Source organism: Roseomonas genomospecies 6 (assembly GCF_008365375.1).
Lineage (GTDB): Bacteria > Pseudomonadota > Alphaproteobacteria > Azospirillales > Azospirillaceae > Azospirillum.
Genome location: NZ_QOKW01000007.1, coordinates 48,816 through 68,030 on the forward strand (window position 1 = coordinate 48,816; position 19,215 = coordinate 68,030).

A 19,215-nucleotide genomic window follows, 5' to 3' on the forward strand; every position below is an offset into this window, starting at 1 on the left:
TCGCGGGCACCCTCTCCCCAGAGGGGAGAGGGTTTGGTGTCACACCCCCATCGCGGCCTCAATCCGCCGGATCGCCTCGTCCAGAGGCAGGTCGAGGCGGGTGATGTTCTGCAGTTCCAGGAAGCGGGCTTCGTTCTTGGAAAGCTCGCCCTGGATCACCGCCCAGTGCTTGTCCGACGACCGCTTGGCGATCTGGCGGGCGAAGGTGCGCTGGATTTCCTGGTCGAAGCGGCAGCCGAGATAGAGGAAGCTCCGACCCGCCCGGCGCTCCTGCACGACGGCGGGGATCGGCGTCTGGATGTCGATCTCCGTCAGGATCTCGACGAAGTCGCTGTCGGAGATCAGGTAATTCCCCGCCGGGGCGGCGCTCCCCGACGGCTTGTAGAGCAGGGTCTCCCAGCCGGACGCGGCGGCGGCTTCGACCTCCGCACCGTTGGGGGCGTAGTATTTCACCCACTCACCGACGCCCTGCGGGTGGGACAGGCCCTGGATCTGGCCCCAGCTCCGCCCCGCGTCGGCGGTCAGCAGGCTTTCCAGCGTGGTGTCGTACCAGACATCGACGATCATCGGCGGGGCGGGCAGGGTGGCCAGCCACTGGTGGACCGGCGTTGCCGGGACCTCGCGCTTGAAGATCTCGTTCAGGATGCCGTCGAGCGTCTTGCGGTGGCGCCGCGATTCGATGAACTGGGCGACCGCGGTCAACTGGCTGCGGATGCGGCCCGGAGCCGCGACCTTGGCGTTCAGCCGCTGGGCCAGTTCCAGCGAGTTGCGCGGGATCGGGCAATCGGCCTCCGGCAGCAGCGCGAAGGCGCCCGGTCCGAGATAGGGCACCACGCCCCGCGCCTTCAGCGCCGAGGCGATCTCCGCGATGATGGTGCCGGTGTCCGTGCTGGTGTCCGTGCTGTCGATGACGGCGGTGTCGGTCATGCTAACCCCGTTCGGCTGGGTGGCGTGGTGGCTGTGCCGGCCCTTGCCCCCTCCCTGACCCTCCCCCGCTCTCGGCGGACCGAAGGTCCGCCTGCCGCGTCAGCGCAAACCAAAGGTTTGCGCGAGAGCTTCGCAGGGGAGGGGAAGAAGAAAGGCGTTTCACAAATAGATCGCCGCGCCCGCTCCCGTGTTGACGGTGGCGTCCTTCAGCGTGTCCACGATGAACTGCACCTGATCGGCGGTGACCCTGTGGTGCAGAGGCAGGGCCAGAACGCGGTCCACCGTCTTCTGGCAGACCGGGCAGTCGGCCCGGCTGGCGCCGCGCTCCTGGTAATGTTGCTGGGTGTAGAGCGCCTGCCCGTAGTCGGACGCCTCCACGCCCTGGGTGGACAAATCCTCCAGGACCGCCTTGCGCCCCGACGCGGTGAAGCGGGTGCCGAGATGGACGGCGTAGACCATCGGATGCACGTCGTCGGCACCCGGCCCCTTGTAGGGCGGCTTGATGCCTTCGAAGCTGGCCATGGCCGCCTCGTAGTAGCCGACCACGGTCCGGCGCTTCGCCAGGATTTCCGGCAGGCGCTTCAACTGGACGAGGCCCAGGGCGGCGGTCAGGTTGCTCATGCCCGCCTGGAAGGGGATGGTGCGGGTGATGACCACCGTGTTGCGGTGCTCCATCTCGCGGCGGCGAAGGTAGCGGAGCTGGTGAGCGAGGTTGCGGTCGTCGGTGACGATCATCCCGCCTTCGCCGGTCACCAGCACGCCGGGTTCGGAAAAGTCGAAGACCGCGCAGTCGCCGAAGGTCCCGACCAGCTTCCCCTTGTAGGAGGAGCCGATGGCCTCCGTCGAATCCTCGATCAGGATCAGCCCCTTGTCCCTGGCGAGCGCGCGCAGCTCGTCCCAATGGGCGGGGTGGCCGTTGACGTTGCCGGCCAGGATGGCCTTGGTCCGCTCCGTCACCTTCGCCTCGGCCTTCGCCGGGTTGATGGTGTGCTGCCAGTAGTCGATGTCCACGAAGACCGGCTCGGCGCCGGCCAGCGTGATGGCATGCTGCACCTGGTGCCAGCCGAAGGGGGAGCAGAGAACCTCGTCCCCCGGACCGATGCCGTAGGCTTTCAAAGCCAGCAGCGTGGCGATGGTGCCGCTGGACACCGCGACCGCGTGGGCGCGGCCGAGCCAGGCGGCGAAGGCGTCCTCGAACGCCTCCGTCATCCGCCCGTCGCCGAGGCTGCCGGAGGTGAGGATGCGGCCGATGACCGCCACTTCCGCTTCCGAAATATCGGGGTCGATCAGCGGGATGTAATCGCCAAGCTCGGCGTCCGCGTCGTCTTCGGAGATCGTCATGCCGCGATCCTCATTCAGTCGTCCTCGTCCCGTTGCGCGATCACCACGCCGGTCGCCGTCTCCGGCTTGTTCGTGATGAGCCAGCAATGGTTGGCGCCGTCCACGAGGTAGAGGTTGAAGCCGGGCTCCTCCCGGAAGGCGTCCTCCGCCATCACCGCGGCGTGCGCCCCGGTGACGTTGGACAGGTCCGGGTTCGCCTCGCGCACGGCGCGGACCACGGCGTCGAGCCGGGTCCCGTCCGCGAAGAGCTTTCCGGCCAGGGCGGCGATGGAGTCGATCCGTTCCGGGGTCAGGGCCATGGCCGTCACTCCGCGCCGCGCTTCTTGGCCTCGACGGTGATGGGCAGGCGGGTGTCCGCCGGCATCTCGGGCATGTCCAGCGTCCAGCCGTTGGCGACCTTGACCCAGCCGCCCCACACGCCCGGCTTCTCCATCTCCACGATGGGCTCCTCCAGGTCCTTCTTGGCGACGTAGATCGTGTATTGCTCACCGGCCTTGCGCAGCATCACCTTCATGTCACTCTCCAGTCGTCGTTCGTTTTGGCCAGTCGTCGTGTGTTTGGCTGTCGTCGTGTCAGGCCGCGATCCGCGCGTAGAGCGCAGGAAACTCGTTCAGGACCGATTCCACCTCCTCCGCCGTGCTGTAGCGGCTGAGGGAGAAGCGCAGGCTGGCCGCGGCCTCCGCCGGGGACAGGCCCATGGCGGTCAGGACGTGGCTCGGCGCGCTGCCCCCGGAGGCGCAGGCCGCCCCCATGGAGACGGCGATGCCCGCGCGGTCGAGCCGCATCAGAAGCTCCTCGGCGTCCAGCGGGCGGCCCTGCGGGTCGGCGAAGCGGATGTTGCTGGTGTTGGACAGGCGGACCGCCCCCTCGCCGTTGACCCGGCTTCCCGGACAGGCGGCGAGCACGCCGCGCTCCAGCCGGTCGCGCAGGATCGCCATGCCGCCGGCCTCCGCCACCGTCGCGGCGGCGCGGTCGGCGGCGGCGCCGAAGCCGACGATGGCCGGCACATTTTCCGTCCCGCCGCGCCGCCGCCGCTCCTGATGGCCGTGGATCAGCGGGGCGAAGGGAACGCCCCTGCGGATGTAGAGGGCGCCGATGCCTTTCGGCCCGTGCATCTTGTGGGCGGACAGGGTCAGCAGGTCGGCGTTCACCGCGTCCACCCTGATGGGCAGCCGCCCGGCGGCCTGCACCGCGTCGGTGTGGAACAGGGCGCCGCGCGCCTGGGCGACGTCTGCGGCGGCGCCGACCGGCTGGATCGCCCCAGTCTCGTTGTTCGCCCACTGGATCGACACCAGCGCCGTGTCCGCCGTCACCGCGTCGCGCAGGTCGGAGAGCGCGATGGTGCCGGTCCCGTCCACCGGCAGGACGGTGACCCGCCAGCCCTGCCGCTCCAGATCCTCGGCCAGCATCAGGGTGGAGGGATGCTCCACCGCCGTGGTGACGAGGTGGCGGCGCTCCGGACGCTCCGCCGCGACGGCGCGCAGCGTGCCCAGAAGGGCCGTGTGGTTGGCCTCCGTCGCGCCGGCGGTGAACAGGATCTCCGCCGCCTTCGCGCCGACCAGCGCCGCCACCTGTGCGCGCGCCTCGCCCACCGCCCGTTTGGCGGTCATGCCGGCGGCGTGCGGGCTGGAGGGGTTGCCGAACTCCCCGAACAGGTGCGGCAGCATCGCCTCCCGCACCTCGGGCGCCGGTTGGGTCGTCGCGTTGTTGTCGAGGTAGATCATGGGTCCATCGGGAGCCGTGGCGCGGAGGGGCGGAGCCGGTCAGTCCATCACGCCGGGCACGCCGCGGCGGCGGCCGTCGGCGGGAACGATCTCCTCCTCCAGGCAGCCGACGACGACGCCCGCGGGGAACTCCACCAGATAGACGGGGATCTGCGTGCCTTCGGCGTGGCCGATGCGCACGATGGTGCCGGGCGTCCCTTTCGGGACCAGAAGGGCGCCCTCCTCGGCGTTGGGGTGGCTGCCGTCGTTGAACAGATCCTCCGCGGCGGTCACCGCCAGACCCCAGTCGTAGAGCGGTTCGCGCGGCGGGATGAAGCCGGGCTTCTTCGCTTCGGTAACGGCGTCGCTCATCGCGTGCTCCTTGGAAAAGGGAGAGTCACTGGGGGTCGTTGCAGCGGGCGTCGACCAGTTCGAGTTCCTTGGCGCGCATCCCGATGATGATGCGCTTCTCGTAGAAATCGATACCGTATATGTAATACATCTGCAGGTAGGTCCCGATCGACTTCACGTAGCCGATGTCGCCGGTGCGGATCAGGAAGTCGCCCATCGGGCGTCCGGGATAGGTGCCGTCGTTGCGCACATCCTTCAGCGCGCGGACCTTCTGGCCTTCCTCGAAGGCGGGGCGGTCTTCCAGTTCGATCGGTTCGTTCGGATCGCGGGCGCGCTCGCGCATTCGGTGCTCCTTTGTCCGGTCAGTTTGGGGTCCGGTCAGTCGGGGATGAGGTCGCCGGTGGCGGGCAGTCCGGCGCGGCGCTTCTGCGCCACGGTGCGGACGTCGTCCACCGGGTCCTCGGTCAGCGGGGTCAGGTCTTCGGGCGGGAGGCGGCTTGCGACGACGAAGCGCACGCACCAGTCGGCGTCGCCGATCAGGGCGGACAGCTTTTCCGGAGGCAGGCGCCGGGCCACGACCATGCGCACGCGGGCGCTATCGTCCCAGGCCATGCTCATCAGCCATTCCAGCCCGATGCGGTTGGCGACCTCCAGCCGAATTTCCGGGTCCTCGTCGTGCATCATGGCCGGCAGCATGCCCTCGGGCACGCGGCGGGCGACGCGCAGGCGGACGGAATAGTCGGGATCGCGCATCAGTGGGGCGAGATCGGCGTCCTCCAGCCGGGAGGCGACGGCGATGCGCACCTCGCGGTCGGGGTCGCCGCGCATCTTCAGCAGCAGGCGGCGGGGCAGGCGGCGGGCGACGGCGGCGCGCACCGTCTCGTCCGGGTCCTCCATCAGCCGAGGCACGATGAAGATCGGCGCGAAGCGGGCGGCGTTGGCGCGGACCTCGAAATAGGGATGGTCGAGATGCTCGCCGGCCAGATCGTCGTTCCATTGGAAGAAGCGCTGGATGCGCTTGGCGTAGCGGTCGTGGACGCAGGCTCGCAGCGGTTCGCAGCGCCCTTCCGCCTTGCGCCCCTGATAGGAGCACTCGTTGCAATCGACCGGATTGCCCAGCCAGTCCAGCGCGCTGTCGATGTCGTCGCTCATGCGTCGTCCTCCGGGCCGGCTTCGTGGCGGCCAGCTTCATGACGGTCCACGACAGCGAGCAGGCGGGTGGTGCCGAAGCGGTCCAGCGGGTCCAGTTCCCGGACCTTGTTCAGGGCTTCGCGCCCTTCGTCCAGACGGTCCAGGCGCAGCAGCAGGTAGCCGACCGCGGTCAGAGCGAACAGGAACAGGCGTGGGGCCGGCTCCAGACCCGCGAAGTCACCGTGATCCTTGCCGACCATGCGCCAGTCGGTGTGGTTCAGGCCGATGGCCGCCATGGCGTGGCCGAGCATCCGCTCGCCGTAGAGCAGGGCGGTGTCCAGGTTCGCCTTGTAGAAATGAAACTTGTAATGGCCGAGATCGACCAGCCGGTGCCCCGGCGCCAGCTCGGCGGCGCGGGCGAGGTGACGCTGCGCCGCCTCGGCGTCGGCGTAGCTGGCGGCGGCCAGATGCAGGAACCGCTCCGCCTCGGGCGGCAGGTCGCCGCCGTAGTAACGGCGGTTGAGCCAGCCTTCATCCACCTCGTCCAGCATGGCGGTGCGCTCCATGGACGCCCTCTCCCGTCCCAGGACGGGAGAGGTGAGTCGGGCGATCAGGCCGGGACGCAGCAGTCGGCCGGGCAGACCGAGGCGCACTGCGGGCTGGAGAACTGGCCCTTGCACTCGGTGCACAGGTCCGCGTTGATGGCGTAGGCGCCCTTCTTGAAGCTGATGGCGTTGTTCGGGCACTCGGCCTCGCAGGCGCCGCAGGCGGTGCAGTCGGAAGCCTTGATCTTGTAAGCCATGACACTCTCCTTGCGTGTGGTGGCGGCAGTTGCGGTGGGCCGCCGGGTAAGTCCGTGGGGTGATGGGCCGTTCGGGTGGATCGGGTGTCGGGCGTCAGGCGCGCAGCGCGGTGAAGGCGCCGGTGCGGATCACCGCGTCCTGCCCCTCGCGCGCGTTGACCGCACCTTGGCCGACGCGCTCGGCGTAGTCCTTGAAGTAGGTCAATGCCGACTCTTCGATGTATTCGAAGGCGAAACGGTCAACCGGCTCGATGCCCGCGTCCGTGAGGCTCTTCGACGGGCAGCCGCCGATCTTGGCGACCAGAACCGCGGTGCAGTCGTTGATCGCCGACAGCACGCCGCCGAGCGCGTCCTCGTCGCCCGATCCGCCTTCGCAATACTGGTCCACGCGGCGGTGGCCGACGAACTTGGCGCCCTTCGGGCCGACCTCGTAGATCTGGAATTCCTTGGCGTGGCCGAAATGCTCGTTGATGCGCTCCCCGCCCTTGGTGGCGACGGCGATCAGGATCGGCCGCATCCCGGTGCCGACCGTCTCGACCACATCGGCCTGGGCGGCGGCCTTGGCGGCGTGGCGCCCGGCGCGTTCGCCCTCGACATGCTCACGGTAGGTGCGGGCGGCCTCCTGGTCGTACTCCACCTCGCCCATCGCCTCGATCCGGTCGATGGTGAATTCGGAACCGCGGTCCTCGCCCAGCAGGCCGACCGCGTCGGCGCGGCACTGGCGGCAGTGGCGCATCAGCTTGGCCCCGCCCTCGCACTGGTCCTGCACCACCTTCAGCTCCTGCGCGGTCGGGCCGCGCTGGCCGGTCAGGCCGAAATGGGTGCCGTGCGCCGGGTCGGAGATCAGCGGCATGATGTTGTGCAGGAAGGCGCCGCGCGACTTCACGGCCTTGTTCACCTCCAGCAGGTGCTCGTCGTTGATCCCCGGGATCATGACCGAGTTCACCTTCACCAGGATGCCGCGCGAGGTCAGCATCTCCAGCCCGAGCATCTGGCGCTCGTGCAGGATCTTCGCGGCGTCCAGGCCGGTCCAGCGGCGGTGGTCGTGGAAGATCCAGGGGTAGATGTGCTGCCCGACCTCCGGATCGACCATGTTGATGGTGATCGTGACGTGGTCGATGTTGTAGTTGGCGATGGTGTCCACATGGTCGGGCAGGGCCAGACCGTTGGTGGACAGGCACAGCTTCAGGTCCGGCGCCTTCTTCGCCAGCATCTCGAACGTCTTGAAGGTGTTCTTGCCGCCCGCCGCGAGGCTGTCGCCGGGGCCGGCGATGCCGATGACGGAGAGCTGCGGGATTTCCTTGGCGACGGCCATGATCTTGCGGATCGCCTGATCGGGGGTCAGCTTCTCGGAGACCACGCCCGGCCGGCTCTCGTTCGAGCAATCGTATTTCCGGTTGCAGTAGTTGCACTGGATGTTGCAGGCCGGCGCCACCGCGACGTGCATGCGGGCGAAATAGTGATGCGCCTCCTCGGAGTAGCAGGGATGGTTCTTCACCTTCTCCCACACCTCCGGCGCCATGTCGGCGGGGCCGTCCGACGACCCGCAGGAGGAGGACGCGCAGCCGGCGGCGGCGGCGGGCGGGGCCTCGGCGGGAGCCTTCAGCTCACCCATGCCCAGGATGCTGTCGAGCGAAATAACGTTGGCCATCGTCCACTCCCTTCCCAGCCGCGCCATCGGCGCCCTTGGTCGGGCTTGTCAAAAGCAAGTTCGGGGCCAACCGGGTGAATTTAGGAGATTCAAAGGGTTATGCCGATGTGTCGGGTCTGCGGACCATGTCGGCATTGCGACAAAGGCGGACAAAGCCAAACAATGGCCGACAAAGCGGAGCGTCTGTCGGGGACCCGACACGGGGTTCCTATGGGGTGAAAGGATGGCGCCAGTTTCCCCTCTCCCGCCCCGGGAGAGGGTGGCGCCAAAGGCGCCGGGTGAGGGTTGCACGAGGATCAGCGCACCCTTTTCGGCGGTACCCTCACCCTCCCGCCGCTTGCGCGGCGGGCCCCTCCCTCTCCCGGGGCGGGAGAGGGTTCATCACACGGTCCCGACCTGGAAGGCCAGGACATGGTCCTCGTCCGGCCGTAGCGGTTCTCCCCCGAAGCCGATCAGCCCGCTGCCGGTCAGCTTCGTCGAATCGCGGCGCAGCAGCAGGGAGGGGGAGTCGCCCGTGCGGATGCCCGTGCGGATAAAGGTGCCGTTGGTCGAATGGTCGGTCAGCAGGAAACCGCCACGGCTGAAGTCGATCACCGCGTGCTGGCGCGAGGTCCGGCGGGAGGGGATGCGCAGGCCGCAAGTCTCGTCGCGGCCCACCGTGACGCGGGGCAGGAGCGGGGTCAGGGTCGCCTCGGCGCGGCGCCCGGACAGGCGCAGGGACGGCAGGCCGCGCCCGCTGCCGTGTTCCGACAGGGTCAGCCCGATGGTCGCGTTGTCCTCGGCCTCCGGCGGGGCGTCGCCGCTGCGGATCTGATGGACGCGGACGGGCGCCGCCTTCCCCTTCACCGCGACGCTGTTCAGAAGGCGCGCCCGCTTTCGCAGGGGAGGGGAGAGCCGGTCGACCAGATCGTCGGTCGCCAGGATTTCGCCGGGGCGGGCGATGGACTCCAGCCGGGCGGCGACGTTGCAGGCGTCGCCGTAGAGGTCACCGGGGCCGGAAATCACCGGGCCGAAATGCAGGCCGGCGCGCAGGCGCAGCCCGAAGTCCCCTTGCCGATCCATCATGGCAAGGGCGGCACGGGTGGCGCCGTCGGTGATGGGGAAGGAGGCCAGCAGCCCGTCACCCAGGCTTTTCACGACCGTGCCGGCGTTCTCCCCGACGATCCGGCCCAAGCTCTCCAGCACCCGCTGGGTCAGCGCCGCCGCCTTCCGGTCGCCCGCCAGTTCATAGAGCAGCGTACTGTCGGCGATATCCACAAAGAGGAGCGCGAGGGGCTTTTCCATCTCGTGCAAAGCTCTGAAGCTGGAGATTGCGGGAGGCGGGGCGCAGCGTACAGCCGGTGGTCCACCTTCATAACACAACCGTTTGTAACGGTCACAGGACCCTTGAGCCACAGGCGGGGCAAGCGTCCTGCGGTTGTCAGACCTCCTGACCGTCCTGGGACCCGCCGTCGAAAGCCGTCAAGGGTGAAGTGATGCCAAAGGCACCTGAAGGCGCCGTTGGCATCACCCTCTCAATCAACGCTAACGCGTTGGCCTATCAGGCATTGCCACCGGCAATGCCCTGCCGGCCCGAGGGATCTGACGGGTTTCACGGTTGGAAAATGATGGAAGTCATCATTTTCCAACCGTATGAGATGTGGATTTTCTCCCTCCTGAACTGCGTCATGGCGTGTCGGCGGCGGCTGGAAGCGCTCCGCTGAGAGCGTCCGCGTCGCAGAGGGATCAGCCTTCCGAGACTGTCCCCGTGCCCTCGTTCCGCGCGCGCTGCTCGGCCAGACGCTGCTTCAGTTCCTTGACGGTGACACCCCCCACCGCGATGTCCTCGTCCGGCAGTTCGTGGATCGACACCAGGAAAAGCTCCTTCGGGATTCCGGTGATCCGCACGGAAACGTCCGTCAACTGCCGGATCAGCTCCGCCTTGACCTCCTTGCTCAGCGCTCCGGATTCAAAAACGATCACAGGCATGGCCTGTCCTCCGACATGGGTGGTCGCAGCGACGGAATGAGAATCCCGGACGCCGCAGGCAGTTATCAAAAGTAGAGAAAATCATCAATCAACACACCCGGCGGCCATGTGACCGTTCGTCTCACGGCGGCCGGTTTGGCCAACTGCTATCGAGAGGCCGCCATCGGGGGTGATGGCGGAGGCACCGGTCGTCAGAAGCGCTTGATCTCGATGTTGTACTTGCGCAGGGCGTAGCTGACCTGACGGGTGGTCATGCCGAGCAGGCGGGCGGCCTTGGCCTGCACCCAGCCGGTGCGCTCCATCGCCCAGAGCAACCGGTCGCGCAGCGATCCGGACTCAGGCTCGTCGAGCGGCACCTCGGCGGCGGGCGGCGGTGCGGCAGCGGGGGGTGGCGGGACCGTGGCAGCGGGAGCGTTCGGCTCGGGCAGGGGCAGCGGGATCAGGGGAACCGGAGCCATCGGCTGGGCGGCGCCGCAGACCGGCGACGGGCCGGCGGAGCAGCCGGACGCGCAGGCGGGCCAAGCCCCTCCGCCGGAACCCACAGGTTCCGGCACCGGGGCCGGCATGGCCGGCGTCTTCGGCGCGTCGGCCGGCGCCGGACCACCGGGGCGTCCCGGAGGCGCGCGATTGATCGCCCCCGGCCCCATGGACGGCGCGAGTCCGCCGACCGAGGCGCCCAGCGTGCGGTACTGGAACAGGACCGAGGAATTGCAGAGGTTCAGGCTGCACGACAGCGACTCCGTGCGGATGACGCCGTCGCGCGACTGGGTGGCCGCGCGCTCGATGCAATTTTCCAGCTCGCGCACGTTGCCGGGCCAGGTGCAGCGGTTCAGCACCTCCAGCGCCTCGTCCTCCATGACGAGGGTCATGCCGTTGTCCTTGGCGAACTTCGCCACGAAATGGCGGGCCAGCGGGCCGATGTCCTGGCGCCGTTCGCGCAGCGGCGGCAGGTGAATGGTCACCACGTTGATGCGGAAATACAGGTCGGCGCGGAACTTGCCGTGGCCGACCGCTTCCTCCAGGTTCAGGTTGGTGGCGCAGATCAGGCGGACGTCGGTCTTGATGGTCTTGGACCCGCCGACCCGCTCGAACTCCTGCTCCTGAAGGACGCGCAGCAGCTTGGCCTGGAAGTTGGGGGAGATGTCGCCGATCTCGTCCAGGAACAGCGTGCCGCCGGACGCCAGCTCGAACCGGCCCTTGTGGTCCTTCTGCGCGCCGGTGAAGGCGCCCTTCTCGTGGCCGAACAGTTCCGATTCCAGAAGCGATTCGGGCAGGGCGGCGCAGTTCACGCGGATGAAGGGGGCGTCCTTGCGCGGCGACATGTTGTGGATGGCCCGCGCGATCAGCTCCTTGCCGGTGCCGCTCTCGCCGCGGATCAGCACGGTGGACTTGAAGGGCGCCACGCGGTGCACCTGGGCCATCACCTCCAGCATGTTGGGGCTGGTGCAGACCACGTCGTTGATCGGGGCGGCGAGGGGCCGCAGTTCCTTCTGCATGCGGAAGGTTTCCCGCATCATGAAGCGGCGTTCCTCCGCCACGGTGCGGTGAAGCCGCACGGTCTGGCCGATCAGGTTGGCGACCATGGTCAGGAAGCGCACGTCGCTGCCGAAATGGCCCTGCGGCCCCTCGTCGGAAATGCGGTCGATGGTCAGCACGCCGACCACCACGCCCGCCGCCTTGATCGGCACGCCGACCAGCGAGGCGACCTGCTCGTCCAGATCCTCGCGCCCTCCGGTGCGGTTCAGGAACAGCGGCTCTTCCGCCAGATTCGGGACGACGACGGGCATGCCGGTCTTCAGGATGCGGCCGGTGATCCCTTCCCCCTCGCGGAATTCGAACTGCGCCGCGGCCTCGTTCGACAGGCCGTTCGCGGCCACCAGGCGCAGCACATTGTCCTCGCCGACCAGATAGATGCGTCCGCGGTGCATCTGGAGCTGGTAGGCCAGCGCGCGGAGCACCTCGCGCAGGGTCTGCTGGAGGTCGAGAGAGGAACCCAGGATCTTGCTGACTTCGTAAATGGTCAGCAGTTCCAGGTTCGATGTGGACTGGCGCATTGCACCCGGCATGATCGACACCCCCTGCTCAACCGGAACTCCGCACGTCCGCGCCTTCCTGCGCGCCCGTCGGCCTGGTTCCGGCACGGCGCCTTGAACCGTTCCTCCCGGGGTGGGGTGTGCGCTCGTTGCGGATCGGCGCCTTTGACCACCGGTGTGTTCGCCGCGGACGGGTCCCGAGGGGAAGCCGTTCGCTCTGCGGACTGTCGAAAGTTTCGGAAACTCTCGCCGGAAAGGCAAGCCCTTTTGCATATCAATTGCTGCGCCGCACAATGACTTAAGGCTGCGGCAGATCGGCGCAGCCCTTGTGGGAACTGGCGTTTCGGGCGCCGCCGATTTAATAACTGACCGGTCAGTAATATTTTCTCCACCTCGGAGACGGCCATGCCGGAAGACGACTCCGCCACCCCGCGCTGGCGCCGCCGGAAGGAGGCGCGCCCCCGGGAAATCGTCGACGCGGCGCTGACCGTGTTCGGTGAACACGGCTTCGCGGCGGCCCGTCTGGAGGACGTCGCGGCGCGGGCCGGGGTCAGCAAGGGCACGCTCTATCTCTACTTCCCGAACAAGGAGGAGCTGTTCAAGGCGGTCGTTCGGGAGGCCATCCTGCCCAATCTAGAGATGGCCGAGCGCCTGCTGGCCGGCGCGCAGGGGCCGAGCTTCGCCGTTCTGGAAACGCTGCTGACCCTGTTCGCGGCGCGCGTCCTGAAGACCCGCGCCGGGGCCATCCCGAAGCTGATCATTGCGGAGGCCGGCAATTTCCCCGACCTCGCCCGCTTCTATCACCGGGAGGTGATCCGCCGCGCCTTCGCCCTTCTGGCGGCGGTGCTGGAACGCGGCATCGCGCGCGGGGAGTTCCGCCCGGTGGACGTCGACTCGACCGTCCGGCTGATCGTCGCGCCGATGCTGATGAGCGCGCTGTGGCGCTCGTCCTTCGAAGCGCTGGAGGACCGCCCGCTGAACGTGACCGCGCTGCTGAACGCCCATCTCGACGCGCTGCGCCGCGCGCTCGCTCCGGAAGGAGGGCCGGCGTCGTGAGCTGGGTCTCCGAAACGCTGGCGGCGGTGCTGGCCGTCCTGGGCTTGGGTGGTGGGAACGCCGTGCCTCTGGCCCACGGCTATGCCGAGGGGGAGTATCTGCGCATCGCGGCCCCGGTGGCCGGGACGCTCGACTCCCTGGATGTCGTGCGCGGCGGGCGGGTGGAGGCGGGAAGCCCTCTTTTCGCGCTCGACCGGACCGCCGCACGGGCGGAGCGCGACCGGCTGGCCGCCGCGCTGGGACAGGCGCGGGCGCAACTCGCCGACCTGCGGATCGGCAAGCGCCCCGACGAACTGGCGGTCGTCGCCGCCCAGCGGGCGCAGGCCGACGCCGCGTTGCGCTATTCCGAAGCGGAACTGGCGCGTCAGCAGACCCTGGTGGCGCGCAAGGTCAGTTCCGACGACCGGCTGGACGCCGCCCGCGCCGCCCGCGACCGGGACCGCGCCCGGCTGGAGGAACTCACCGCGCAGCTTGCCGTCTCCAACCTGCCGGCCCGGCCCGACCAGATCCGCGCGGCTGAGGACGCCGTGGCCCAGGCCGAAGCGGCCCTGGCCCAGGCGGAGAAGCGGCTGGCCGATCTGGCCCCGCTGGCGCCCGAAACGGCGCTGGTGGAGGACACGCTGTTCAACCCCGGCGAATGGGTGCCGGCGGGCGCCCCCGTGGTGTCGCTGCTGCCGCCGGGGAAGCGGAAGCTGGTGGTCTTCGTGCCGGAACCGCTGATGGCCCGCGTCCGTCCGGGGGACCGCCTGCCGGTGCGCTGCGACGGCTGCCCGCCCGGCCTGTCGGCGCGGGTGACCTATGTGGCGCCGCGGGCGGAATACACCCCGCCGGTGATCTACAGCGTGGGCAGCCGGGAGAAGCTGGTCTTCCGGGTGGAGGCGCGGCTGGAGGATGGGGCGTCGCTCAGCCCCGGCCTTCCGCCCGGCCTTCCGGTGGATGTGGAATTGCCTGTGGAACCGCGGCCATGACCGGGGATGCCGCCATCGACGTGTGCGGGCTGGTCAAGCGCTTCGGCGCCAAGACGGTGGTGGACGGCTTCTCCATCCGGGTGCGGCATGGGCAGATCTACGGCTTCCTGGGGCCGAACGGGTCGGGAAAGACGACCACCATCCGCCTGCTCTGCGGGCTGCTGACCCCCGACGCGGGGGAGGGGACCTGCCTCGGGCTCGACATCCGGACCGAGAGCGCCGCCATCAAGCGGCAGGTCGGCTACATGACCCAGAAGTTCAGCTTCTGGGATGATTTGAGCATCGCCGAGAATCTGGATTTCGTGGCCCGCATGTACGGGCTGCCCGACCGGCGGCGGAAGGTCGCCGCGGCGCTGGAGCGGCTGGGGCTGGCCAACCGGCGCGCGCAGTTGGCGGGCGAATTGTCCGGAGGCTGGAAGCAACGGCTGGCGCTGGCCGCCTGCATCCTGCACGAACCGAGGCTGCTGCTGCTCGACGAACCCACCGCGGGCGTGGACCCCAAGGCCCGGCGGGAGTTCTGGGACGAAATCCACCGGTTGGCCGGCGACGGGCTGACGGTGCTGGTCAGCACCCATTACATGGACGAGGCGGAGCGCTGCCACGCCATCGCCTACCTCGCCTATGGCCGGCTGATGACCCAGGGCAGCGTGGAGGAGGTGATCGCCCGATCCGGACTGGTGACCTACGAGGTCGGCTCCCGGGGAGCGGGCGGGCCGGACCTCGCGCGCGTCGAGGCGGCGCTGCGGGGACTCCCGGCGGTGGAAATGGTCGCCGCCTTCGGCACCCGGCTCCATGTCAGCGGCACGGACGGGGTCGAACTGGAAAAGGCGCTGCACCCCTGGTCGGGCGAGTCCGGGCTGATCGTGCAACGGGCCGAACCGACGCTGGAGGACGTGTTCATCCATCTGATGAACCGCAGCACGGACAATTTCTCGTGAAGGCCGTGGCTGCGCAGGGAACGGGAAGGCCGCGGCTCCGGTGCCGACTCCGGTGCCGCGGCCTTCCCGCCTTGCCCGCCGCCTTACTCGATGCTGGCGGAGGTCACGCCGGTGTTCTTGTTCCAGCGCAGCGTCAGCTTGGAGATCTGGCAGAGGTTCAGATCCTGCCAGACCGCCGACTCGCCGTCGTCGTAAATGACCTTCATGTCCCACTTGCAGGTCTTCTCGGCCTTGGCAAAGCTCAGGTCGAACGACTCGCCGTCTTCGAGGACATCACGGCCCAGAACGTCTTCATCCCACTTTTCATTGTCGGACTCGCTGACATAGATGTGCTTCAGCGGGTAGCCCGTCTTGTTCATGATGGTGAAATCCTGCTGCCCGGCCAGGGCAACGCCATGAAACAAGAACATGGCGGCCATCGCGGCAGCGCCCTTAACAAGAATAGACGTCAAGATATGTCTCCAGCATGCGGGTTAACGCTTTTGAACAATGCTTCAGACAATGTTCATATGTCAATGGCCGGCAAATGGTTCGGTGAGACACTGAAGTAAGCGGTTGTGTTTCTGTTTTGAAACACGCCGACCGGAAAGAGGGCGCCATGGCGGGCTTTTCCTTTGCGCGCTTCGTCGCGGTGATGGTGAAGGAGTTCATCCAGATGCGGCGGGACCGGCTGACCTTCGCCATGATGGTCGGGGTGCCGGTGCTTCAGCTCGTGCTCTTCGGCTTCGCCATCAATTCCGACCCGAAGAGCCTGCCCACCGCCGTCCACGCCGCGGATTCCAGCCCCTTCGCGCGCACGCTGGTGGCGGCCATGGCGAACTCCGGCTATTTCGACGTCACCCTCGCCGCCGACGGCCCGGCGGACCTCGACCGCCTGCTGGCGGAAGGGCGGGTGCAGTTCGCCGTCACCATTCCCGTGGGCTTCGCCCGCGACCTGCAACGGGGCGAGCGGCCCGTCCTGCTGGTGGAGGCCGACGCGACCGACCCGGCGGCGACCAGCAACGCGCTGGCCGCGCTGGCCACCATCGCGCGGCAGGCGCTGGACCCCGACCTGACCGGACCGCTGGCCCATCTTCGCTCCACCCCCGATCCCGTGGAGCTGCGCATCCACCGCCGCTACAACCCGGAGGGCATCACCCAGTACAATGTGGTGCCCGGCCTGATGGGCGTGGTCCTGACCATGACCATGGTGATGATGACCGCGCTGGCCGTCACCCGCGAGCGGGAGCGCGGGACGATGGAAAACCTGCTGGCGATGCCCGTCCGCCCCTTCGAGGTGATGCTGGGCAAGATCGTGCCCTTCATCCTGGTCGGCTACATCCAGGTCGTCATCATCGTCCTGGCGGCGCGGCTGCTGTTCGGCGTGCCCATCGTCGGCAGTCTGGCGCTGCTGTCCGCGGTGCTGGTGCTGTTCATCGCGGCCAATCTGGCGGTGGGCTTCACCTTCTCCACCGTGGCGAAGAACCAGCTTCAGGCGATGCAGATGTCCTTCTTCTTCTTTCTGCCGTCGATGCTGCTGTCGGGCTTCATGTTCCCCTTCCGCGGCATGCCCGGCTGGGCGCAGGCGGTGGGGGAGATCCTGCCGCTGACCCATTTCCTGCGCATCGTCCGCGGCATCCTCCTGAAAGGGAACGGCCCGGCGGAGATCGCGGGGGAGGTGCTTTCCCTGCTGGTCTTCCTGGCGGTGGTCACCGTCGTCGCGCTGAAGCGGTACCGGCAGACCTTGGACTGAACATCGACCTGGGGCTGGGCAGTAACCCATGCGGACAGGGGCAAGTCGTAATCGGCTGTGACATGAGCGTGAGCCTCACTTTTCGTTAACGATCATTGGCTCTAATCTTTCCCGATTGGCGGCCCGTGGGGGAAGACGATGCGGCGCTTGGCGGTTGGCCCGACGGTTGGGATGCTTGTGGCCGGGATGCTTGTGGCGGCCTTGATGGCCGCCGGACTGGCCGGTCAGGCCGAAGCCGGATCGCAGCAGAAGAAGAAGCCGGCACCCAACTCCATCGCCTGGAGTCAGGTCGGCGGCCCGGCCATGGGGCCGGCGCAGTCGATCGGCGGCTATGCCGCGGGCTGCGTTTCCGGGGCGCGGGCCTTGCCGGCGGAGGGCACCGGCTATCAGGTGATCCGCCTGTCGCGCCAGCGCTTCTACGGTCATCCGGAACTGATCGACTATCTGAAGGGCTTCGGGCGGAAGGTCGCGGCGGCCGGGCTGGGGACCGCGCTGATCGGCGACATGGGGCAGGCGCGCGGCGGTCCGATGAGCTTCGGCCACGCCAGCCACCAGAGCGGGCTGGACGCCGACGTCTGGCTGCGGCTCGACCATCCTCCGATGGGGCGCAACGCGCGGGAAAGCCTGACGGAAATCAAGTATGTCGATTACGGGCGGGTGCGCGTGACCGAGGACTGGTCGGAACGGCAGGCCCAGCTCGTCCGCATCGCCGCCAGCGACCCGCGGGTGACCCGCATCTTCGTCAATCCGGCGATCAAGCTGGCCATGTGCCGCCATTCCTGGCCGGACCGCGCCTTCCTGCGCAAGCTGCGGCCCTGGCACGGCCATGACGGGCACATGCACATCCGGCTCGGCTGCCCGGCCGGAAGCCCGCAGTGCGAGGAGCAGCGCGACCTGCCCGAGGGCGACGGCTGCGGCGACGAGGTGGAGTCCTGGCTCGGTTCCGTCTACCCGGTGGTGGAGAAGCACAACGGCAAGCCGCAGCCGCGCCACGTCAGCCTGCCGCCCGCCTGCAACGCGGTGCTGCGCGCGCCGGGAACGCGGGTGGCGTCCATGGACGACCCGCATATGGAGAAGGCGGTGCGGTAACGTGCCGCCGGTTTTTGCCCTTGCGCGAACGGGATGCCTGGATAACCTGAAGGTGGAATGAATTCGATCGCATTGCGGGACATTCCTTTCCGCCACGCGAAAGAACCGGTCGTCCGACGGTCCAGGCAGCGGGGCAGGCGTGAAGGCGCAGGCGTGAAGGCAATGAGCGACAGAAGCGACAACGATCACGCGGGGGCGCCCCGAATCACGCTCAAGACCCGCCTCCACGCCTGGTGGGAGGGCTACGACCTCTCCGGCCTGAAGGGCAGGGGCGGCGAGGACGGCGCCGCGCCGCAACCCGCAACCGAGGCCCAGCCGCCCGCCCCGCGCCAAGGAAGCGGACTCAACCGCTGGGGAAAGCCCCTGTGGACCGCCACGCGGATCGAGGTGGCGGAGAAGCTGTGGGGCGAGGGCTTCAACACGCCGGGCGGCCACGACCACATTCCCTATCTGGTGAAGCCGCTGGGCCTGAACCCGGCGATGAGCGTGCTGGACCTGTCCGCCGGCCTGGGCGGCACCAGCCGCACCATGGCGAGCAAGTACGGCTGCTGGGTCACCGGGCTGGAGGCGTCGGAGTTCCTGGCCAAGGAGGGGATGGTCCGCTCCTTCAAGGAGGGGCTGGAGAAGAAGGCCCCGATCGAGACCTACGACCCGGAGAATTTCAGCTATCCCAAGCGCGTGGACGCCATCGTCTACAAGGAGGGGATGTTCTCCGTCCACGGCAAGGACCAGCTTTTCGACGGGATGGAGCTGGCGTTGAAGCCGCGCGGCCATCTGCTGATGACCGATTACGTGATCGACCCGGCGCTGGCCGGGGCCAAGGCCGTCCAGGCGTGGTGCGACAAGGAACCGATGCGCCCGCATCTGTGGTCGAAGGACCAGATGGCCGCCGCCTTCGCCCAGCGGAACCTGGACCTGCGCATCGCCGAGGACATCACCGACACCCACCGCGGCCTGATCCTGTCGGCCATCCAGGGCTTGGTCGAGCATCTGGAGCGCCATCATCTGGACCACGAGACGAAGGTCGTCGTGATGGACGAGGTCGAACTGTGGGTCCGCCGCGTTTCCGCCATCGAGGCGGGCATGAAGGTCTGCCGCTTCTACGCGCTGAAGCCGGCGGAATGACGGTGACGAGGAACCCGCGCGCCCGCAAACGCAACCGCGACGGGGGCCGTTGACAGAGGGGGTGCGCCGCACTATGGTGCGCGCCTTCGATCGAGCCGCCGACCGACCAGGATGAAGAACTATGAAGATCGTTAACTCTCTGAAGTCGATGAAGACGCGCCACAAGGCCTGCCGCGTGATCCGCCGCAAGGGCCGCGTCTACGTCATCAACAAGCAGAACCCGCGTTTCAAGGCCCGCCAGGGCTGAGACCGGCGGCCGGGTCCGCCCGGCCGACGGAGCATCGGGTTTCTCGCAAGAGCCGCGCCTTTCGGGCGCGGCTCTTGCGTTTTGAGGCTCCTCCGGCGTTTTGGCCGGGTCCGCCCGGCTTGTGTCCCTCCCGCCCGCAATGATACCACTGGT

General features: G+C 68.3%; 22 protein-coding genes. 7 read left to right on the forward strand and 15 right to left on the reverse strand.

Going from position 1 to position 19,215, the window contains the following annotated elements:
- Nucleotides 1-39: 39 nt before the first annotated feature.
- The 14 genes from DS843_RS11175 to nifA form a co-directional block, all read right to left on the reverse strand.
- A complete protein-coding gene (locus DS843_RS11175) occupies nucleotides 40-927 on the reverse strand; it encodes an SIR2 family protein (protein ID WP_149468968.1) in 888 nt (295 codons plus the stop codon).
- A gap of 159 nt (nucleotides 928-1,086) precedes the next feature.
- Nucleotides 1,087-2,268, reverse strand: a complete 1,182-nt coding sequence (locus DS843_RS11180; RefSeq protein WP_149468969.1) for a DegT/DnrJ/EryC1/StrS family aminotransferase — start codon at nucleotides 2,266-2,268, stop codon at nucleotides 1,087-1,089.
- A gap of 14 nt (nucleotides 2,269-2,282) precedes the next feature.
- Nucleotides 2,283-2,567 (reverse strand): hypothetical protein, encoded by a 285-nt coding sequence (locus DS843_RS11185; protein WP_149468970.1) that lies wholly within the window; start codon nucleotides 2,565-2,567, stop codon nucleotides 2,283-2,285.
- A gap of 5 nt (nucleotides 2,568-2,572) precedes the next feature.
- Nucleotides 2,573-2,782: a putative nitrogen fixation protein NifT gene (gene nifT, locus DS843_RS11190; protein WP_094307453.1), complete on the reverse strand. Its 210-nt coding sequence runs from the start codon at nucleotides 2,780-2,782 to the stop codon at nucleotides 2,573-2,575.
- A 58-nt stretch (nucleotides 2,783-2,840) separates the two neighbouring features.
- Nucleotides 2,841-3,992, reverse strand: a complete 1,152-nt coding sequence (locus DS843_RS11195; RefSeq protein ID WP_149468971.1) for a cysteine desulfurase family protein — start codon at nucleotides 3,990-3,992, stop codon at nucleotides 2,841-2,843.
- 39 nt (nucleotides 3,993-4,031) lie between these two features.
- Complete coding sequence (locus DS843_RS11200) at nucleotides 4,032-4,343, reverse strand: nitrogen fixation protein NifZ (RefSeq protein ID WP_149468972.1); 312 nt, start codon at nucleotides 4,341-4,343, stop codon at nucleotides 4,032-4,034.
- A 25-nt stretch (nucleotides 4,344-4,368) separates the two neighbouring features.
- Complete coding sequence (locus DS843_RS11205; RefSeq protein WP_149468973.1) at nucleotides 4,369-4,665, reverse strand: nitrogen fixation protein NifZ; 297 nt, start codon at nucleotides 4,663-4,665, stop codon at nucleotides 4,369-4,371.
- A 35-nt stretch (nucleotides 4,666-4,700) separates the two neighbouring features.
- Nucleotides 4,701-5,474: a 4Fe4S-binding leucine-rich repeat protein gene (locus DS843_RS11210; RefSeq protein ID WP_149468974.1), complete on the reverse strand. Its 774-nt coding sequence runs from the start codon at nucleotides 5,472-5,474 to the stop codon at nucleotides 4,701-4,703.
- Nucleotides 5,471-6,019: a hypothetical protein gene (locus tag DS843_RS11215; protein WP_149468975.1), complete on the reverse strand. Its 549-nt coding sequence runs from the start codon at nucleotides 6,017-6,019 to the stop codon at nucleotides 5,471-5,473. The genes DS843_RS11210 and DS843_RS11215 overlap by 4 nt, the downstream gene beginning before the upstream one ends.
- 44 nt (nucleotides 6,020-6,063) lie before the next feature.
- Nucleotides 6,064-6,336 carry a 4Fe-4S dicluster domain-containing protein gene (locus tag DS843_RS11220; protein WP_149468976.1) on the reverse strand — a complete coding sequence of 91 codons (273 nt, stop codon included), beginning with the start codon at nucleotides 6,334-6,336 and terminating at the stop codon, nucleotides 6,064-6,066.
- Between the two features lie 13 nt (nucleotides 6,337-6,349).
- The gene (nifB, locus tag DS843_RS11225) at nucleotides 6,350-7,906 is read right to left on the reverse strand and encodes a nitrogenase cofactor biosynthesis protein NifB (protein WP_149468977.1); all 1,557 of its coding nucleotides are present in this window, start codon (nucleotides 7,904-7,906) and stop codon (nucleotides 6,350-6,352) included.
- Between the two features lie 381 nt (nucleotides 7,907-8,287).
- Nucleotides 8,288-9,190 carry an adenylate/guanylate cyclase domain-containing protein gene (locus DS843_RS11230; protein ID WP_149468978.1) on the reverse strand — a complete coding sequence of 301 codons (903 nt, stop codon included), beginning with the start codon at nucleotides 9,188-9,190 and terminating at the stop codon, nucleotides 8,288-8,290.
- Between the two features lie 441 nt (nucleotides 9,191-9,631).
- Complete coding sequence (dmpI, locus tag DS843_RS11235) at nucleotides 9,632-9,874, reverse strand: 4-oxalocrotonate tautomerase DmpI (RefSeq protein WP_149468979.1); 243 nt, start codon at nucleotides 9,872-9,874, stop codon at nucleotides 9,632-9,634.
- A gap of 191 nt (nucleotides 9,875-10,065) precedes the next feature.
- Nucleotides 10,066-11,940 (reverse strand): nif-specific transcriptional activator NifA, encoded by a 1,875-nt coding sequence (gene nifA, locus DS843_RS11240; RefSeq protein ID WP_149468980.1) that lies wholly within the window; start codon nucleotides 11,938-11,940, stop codon nucleotides 10,066-10,068.
- A 372-nt stretch (nucleotides 11,941-12,312) separates the two neighbouring features.
- On the opposite strand from nifA, the gene DS843_RS11245 reads away from it, so the two are divergent.
- Genes DS843_RS11245 through DS843_RS11255 form a run of 3 tightly spaced genes read left to right on the forward strand, consistent with a single transcriptional unit; the run spans nucleotide 12,313 to nucleotide 14,869 of the window.
- A complete protein-coding gene (locus DS843_RS11245; protein ID WP_149468981.1) occupies nucleotides 12,313-12,963 on the forward strand; it encodes a TetR/AcrR family transcriptional regulator in 651 nt (216 codons plus the stop codon).
- Nucleotides 12,960-13,931, forward strand: a complete 972-nt coding sequence (locus DS843_RS11250) for an HlyD family secretion protein (RefSeq protein WP_149468982.1) — start codon at nucleotides 12,960-12,962, stop codon at nucleotides 13,929-13,931. Before DS843_RS11245 ends, DS843_RS11250 begins: the two co-directional genes overlap by 4 nt.
- Nucleotides 13,928-14,869, forward strand: coding sequence for an ABC transporter ATP-binding protein (locus DS843_RS11255; RefSeq protein WP_149468983.1), 942 nt, complete (start codon nucleotides 13,928-13,930; stop codon nucleotides 14,867-14,869). The genes DS843_RS11250 and DS843_RS11255 overlap by 4 nt, the downstream gene beginning before the upstream one ends.
- Nucleotides 14,870-14,952: 83 nt before the next feature.
- Here DS843_RS11255 and DS843_RS11260 read toward each other — a convergent pair whose 3' ends face one another.
- A complete protein-coding gene (locus DS843_RS11260; RefSeq protein WP_286192051.1) occupies nucleotides 14,953-15,321 on the reverse strand; it encodes a hypothetical protein in 369 nt (122 codons plus the stop codon).
- Between the two features lie 146 nt (nucleotides 15,322-15,467).
- Between DS843_RS11260 and DS843_RS11265 the strand changes: the two genes are divergently transcribed.
- The 4 genes from DS843_RS11265 to ykgO all read left to right on the forward strand — a co-directional run bounded on the left by DS843_RS11265 (nucleotide 15,468) and on the right by ykgO (nucleotide 19,062).
- Nucleotides 15,468-16,601 carry an ABC transporter permease gene (locus tag DS843_RS11265; RefSeq protein WP_149468984.1) on the forward strand — a complete coding sequence of 378 codons (1,134 nt, stop codon included), beginning with the start codon at nucleotides 15,468-15,470 and terminating at the stop codon, nucleotides 16,599-16,601.
- 204 nt (nucleotides 16,602-16,805) lie between these two features.
- Nucleotides 16,806-17,690, forward strand: a complete 885-nt coding sequence (gene mepA, locus DS843_RS11270) for a penicillin-insensitive murein endopeptidase (protein WP_286192052.1) — start codon at nucleotides 16,806-16,808, stop codon at nucleotides 17,688-17,690.
- Nucleotides 17,691-17,852: 162 nt separating this feature from the next.
- Complete coding sequence (locus tag DS843_RS11275; protein ID WP_149468986.1) at nucleotides 17,853-18,815, forward strand: SAM-dependent methyltransferase; 963 nt, start codon at nucleotides 17,853-17,855, stop codon at nucleotides 18,813-18,815.
- Nucleotides 18,816-18,936: 121 nt separating this feature from the next.
- Nucleotides 18,937-19,062: a type B 50S ribosomal protein L36 gene (gene ykgO / locus DS843_RS11280; RefSeq protein WP_012973122.1), complete on the forward strand. Its 126-nt coding sequence runs from the start codon at nucleotides 18,937-18,939 to the stop codon at nucleotides 19,060-19,062.
- Nucleotides 19,063-19,215 lie beyond the last annotated feature (153 nt).

Excerpts from the sequence above, each read along its gene's own strand:
- DS843_RS11255 (WP_149468983.1), top strand. The coding sequence starts at position 13,928 with ATGACCGGGGATGCCGCCATCGACGTGTGCGGGCTGGTCAAGCGCTTC.
- ykgO (WP_012973122.1), top strand. The coding sequence starts at position 18,937 with ATGAAGATCGTTAACTCTCTGAAGTCGATGAAGACGCGCCACAAGGCC.
- nifB (WP_149468977.1), bottom strand. The coding sequence starts at position 7,906 with ATGGCCAACGTTATTTCGCTCGACAGCATCCTGGGCATGGGTGAGCTG.
- DS843_RS11210 (WP_149468974.1), bottom strand. The coding sequence starts at position 5,474 with ATGAGCGACGACATCGACAGCGCGCTGGACTGGCTGGGCAATCCGGTC.
- DS843_RS11205 (WP_149468973.1), bottom strand. The coding sequence starts at position 4,665 with ATGCGCGAGCGCGCCCGCGATCCGAACGAACCGATCGAACTGGAAGAC.
- DS843_RS11195 (WP_149468971.1), bottom strand. The coding sequence starts at position 3,992 with ATGATCTACCTCGACAACAACGCGACGACCCAACCGGCGCCCGAGGTG.
- DS843_RS11275 (WP_149468986.1), top strand. The coding sequence starts at position 17,853 with ATGAGCGACAGAAGCGACAACGATCACGCGGGGGCGCCCCGAATCACG.
- nifT (WP_094307453.1), bottom strand. The coding sequence starts at position 2,782 with ATGAAGGTGATGCTGCGCAAGGCCGGTGAGCAATACACGATCTACGTC.
- DS843_RS11265 (WP_149468984.1), top strand. The coding sequence starts at position 15,468 with ATGGCGGGCTTTTCCTTTGCGCGCTTCGTCGCGGTGATGGTGAAGGAG.
- dmpI (WP_149468979.1), bottom strand. The coding sequence starts at position 9,874 with ATGCCTGTGATCGTTTTTGAATCCGGAGCGCTGAGCAAGGAGGTCAAG.
- nifA (WP_149468980.1), bottom strand. The coding sequence starts at position 11,940 with ATGCCGGGTGCAATGCGCCAGTCCACATCGAACCTGGAACTGCTGACC.
- DS843_RS11230 (WP_149468978.1), bottom strand. The coding sequence starts at position 9,190 with ATGGAAAAGCCCCTCGCGCTCCTCTTTGTGGATATCGCCGACAGTACG.
- DS843_RS11200 (WP_149468972.1), bottom strand. The coding sequence starts at position 4,343 with ATGAGCGACGCCGTTACCGAAGCGAAGAAGCCCGGCTTCATCCCGCCG.
- mepA (WP_286192052.1), top strand. The coding sequence starts at position 16,806 with ATGGCCGCCGGACTGGCCGGTCAGGCCGAAGCCGGATCGCAGCAGAAG.
- DS843_RS11215 (WP_149468975.1), bottom strand. The coding sequence starts at position 6,019 with ATGGAGCGCACCGCCATGCTGGACGAGGTGGATGAAGGCTGGCTCAAC.
- DS843_RS11185 (WP_149468970.1), bottom strand. The coding sequence starts at position 2,567 with ATGGCCCTGACCCCGGAACGGATCGACTCCATCGCCGCCCTGGCCGGA.
- DS843_RS11245 (WP_149468981.1), top strand. The coding sequence starts at position 12,313 with ATGCCGGAAGACGACTCCGCCACCCCGCGCTGGCGCCGCCGGAAGGAG.
- DS843_RS11180 (WP_149468969.1), bottom strand. The coding sequence starts at position 2,268 with ATGACGATCTCCGAAGACGACGCGGACGCCGAGCTTGGCGATTACATC.
- DS843_RS11175 (WP_149468968.1), bottom strand. The coding sequence starts at position 927 with ATGACCGACACCGCCGTCATCGACAGCACGGACACCAGCACGGACACC.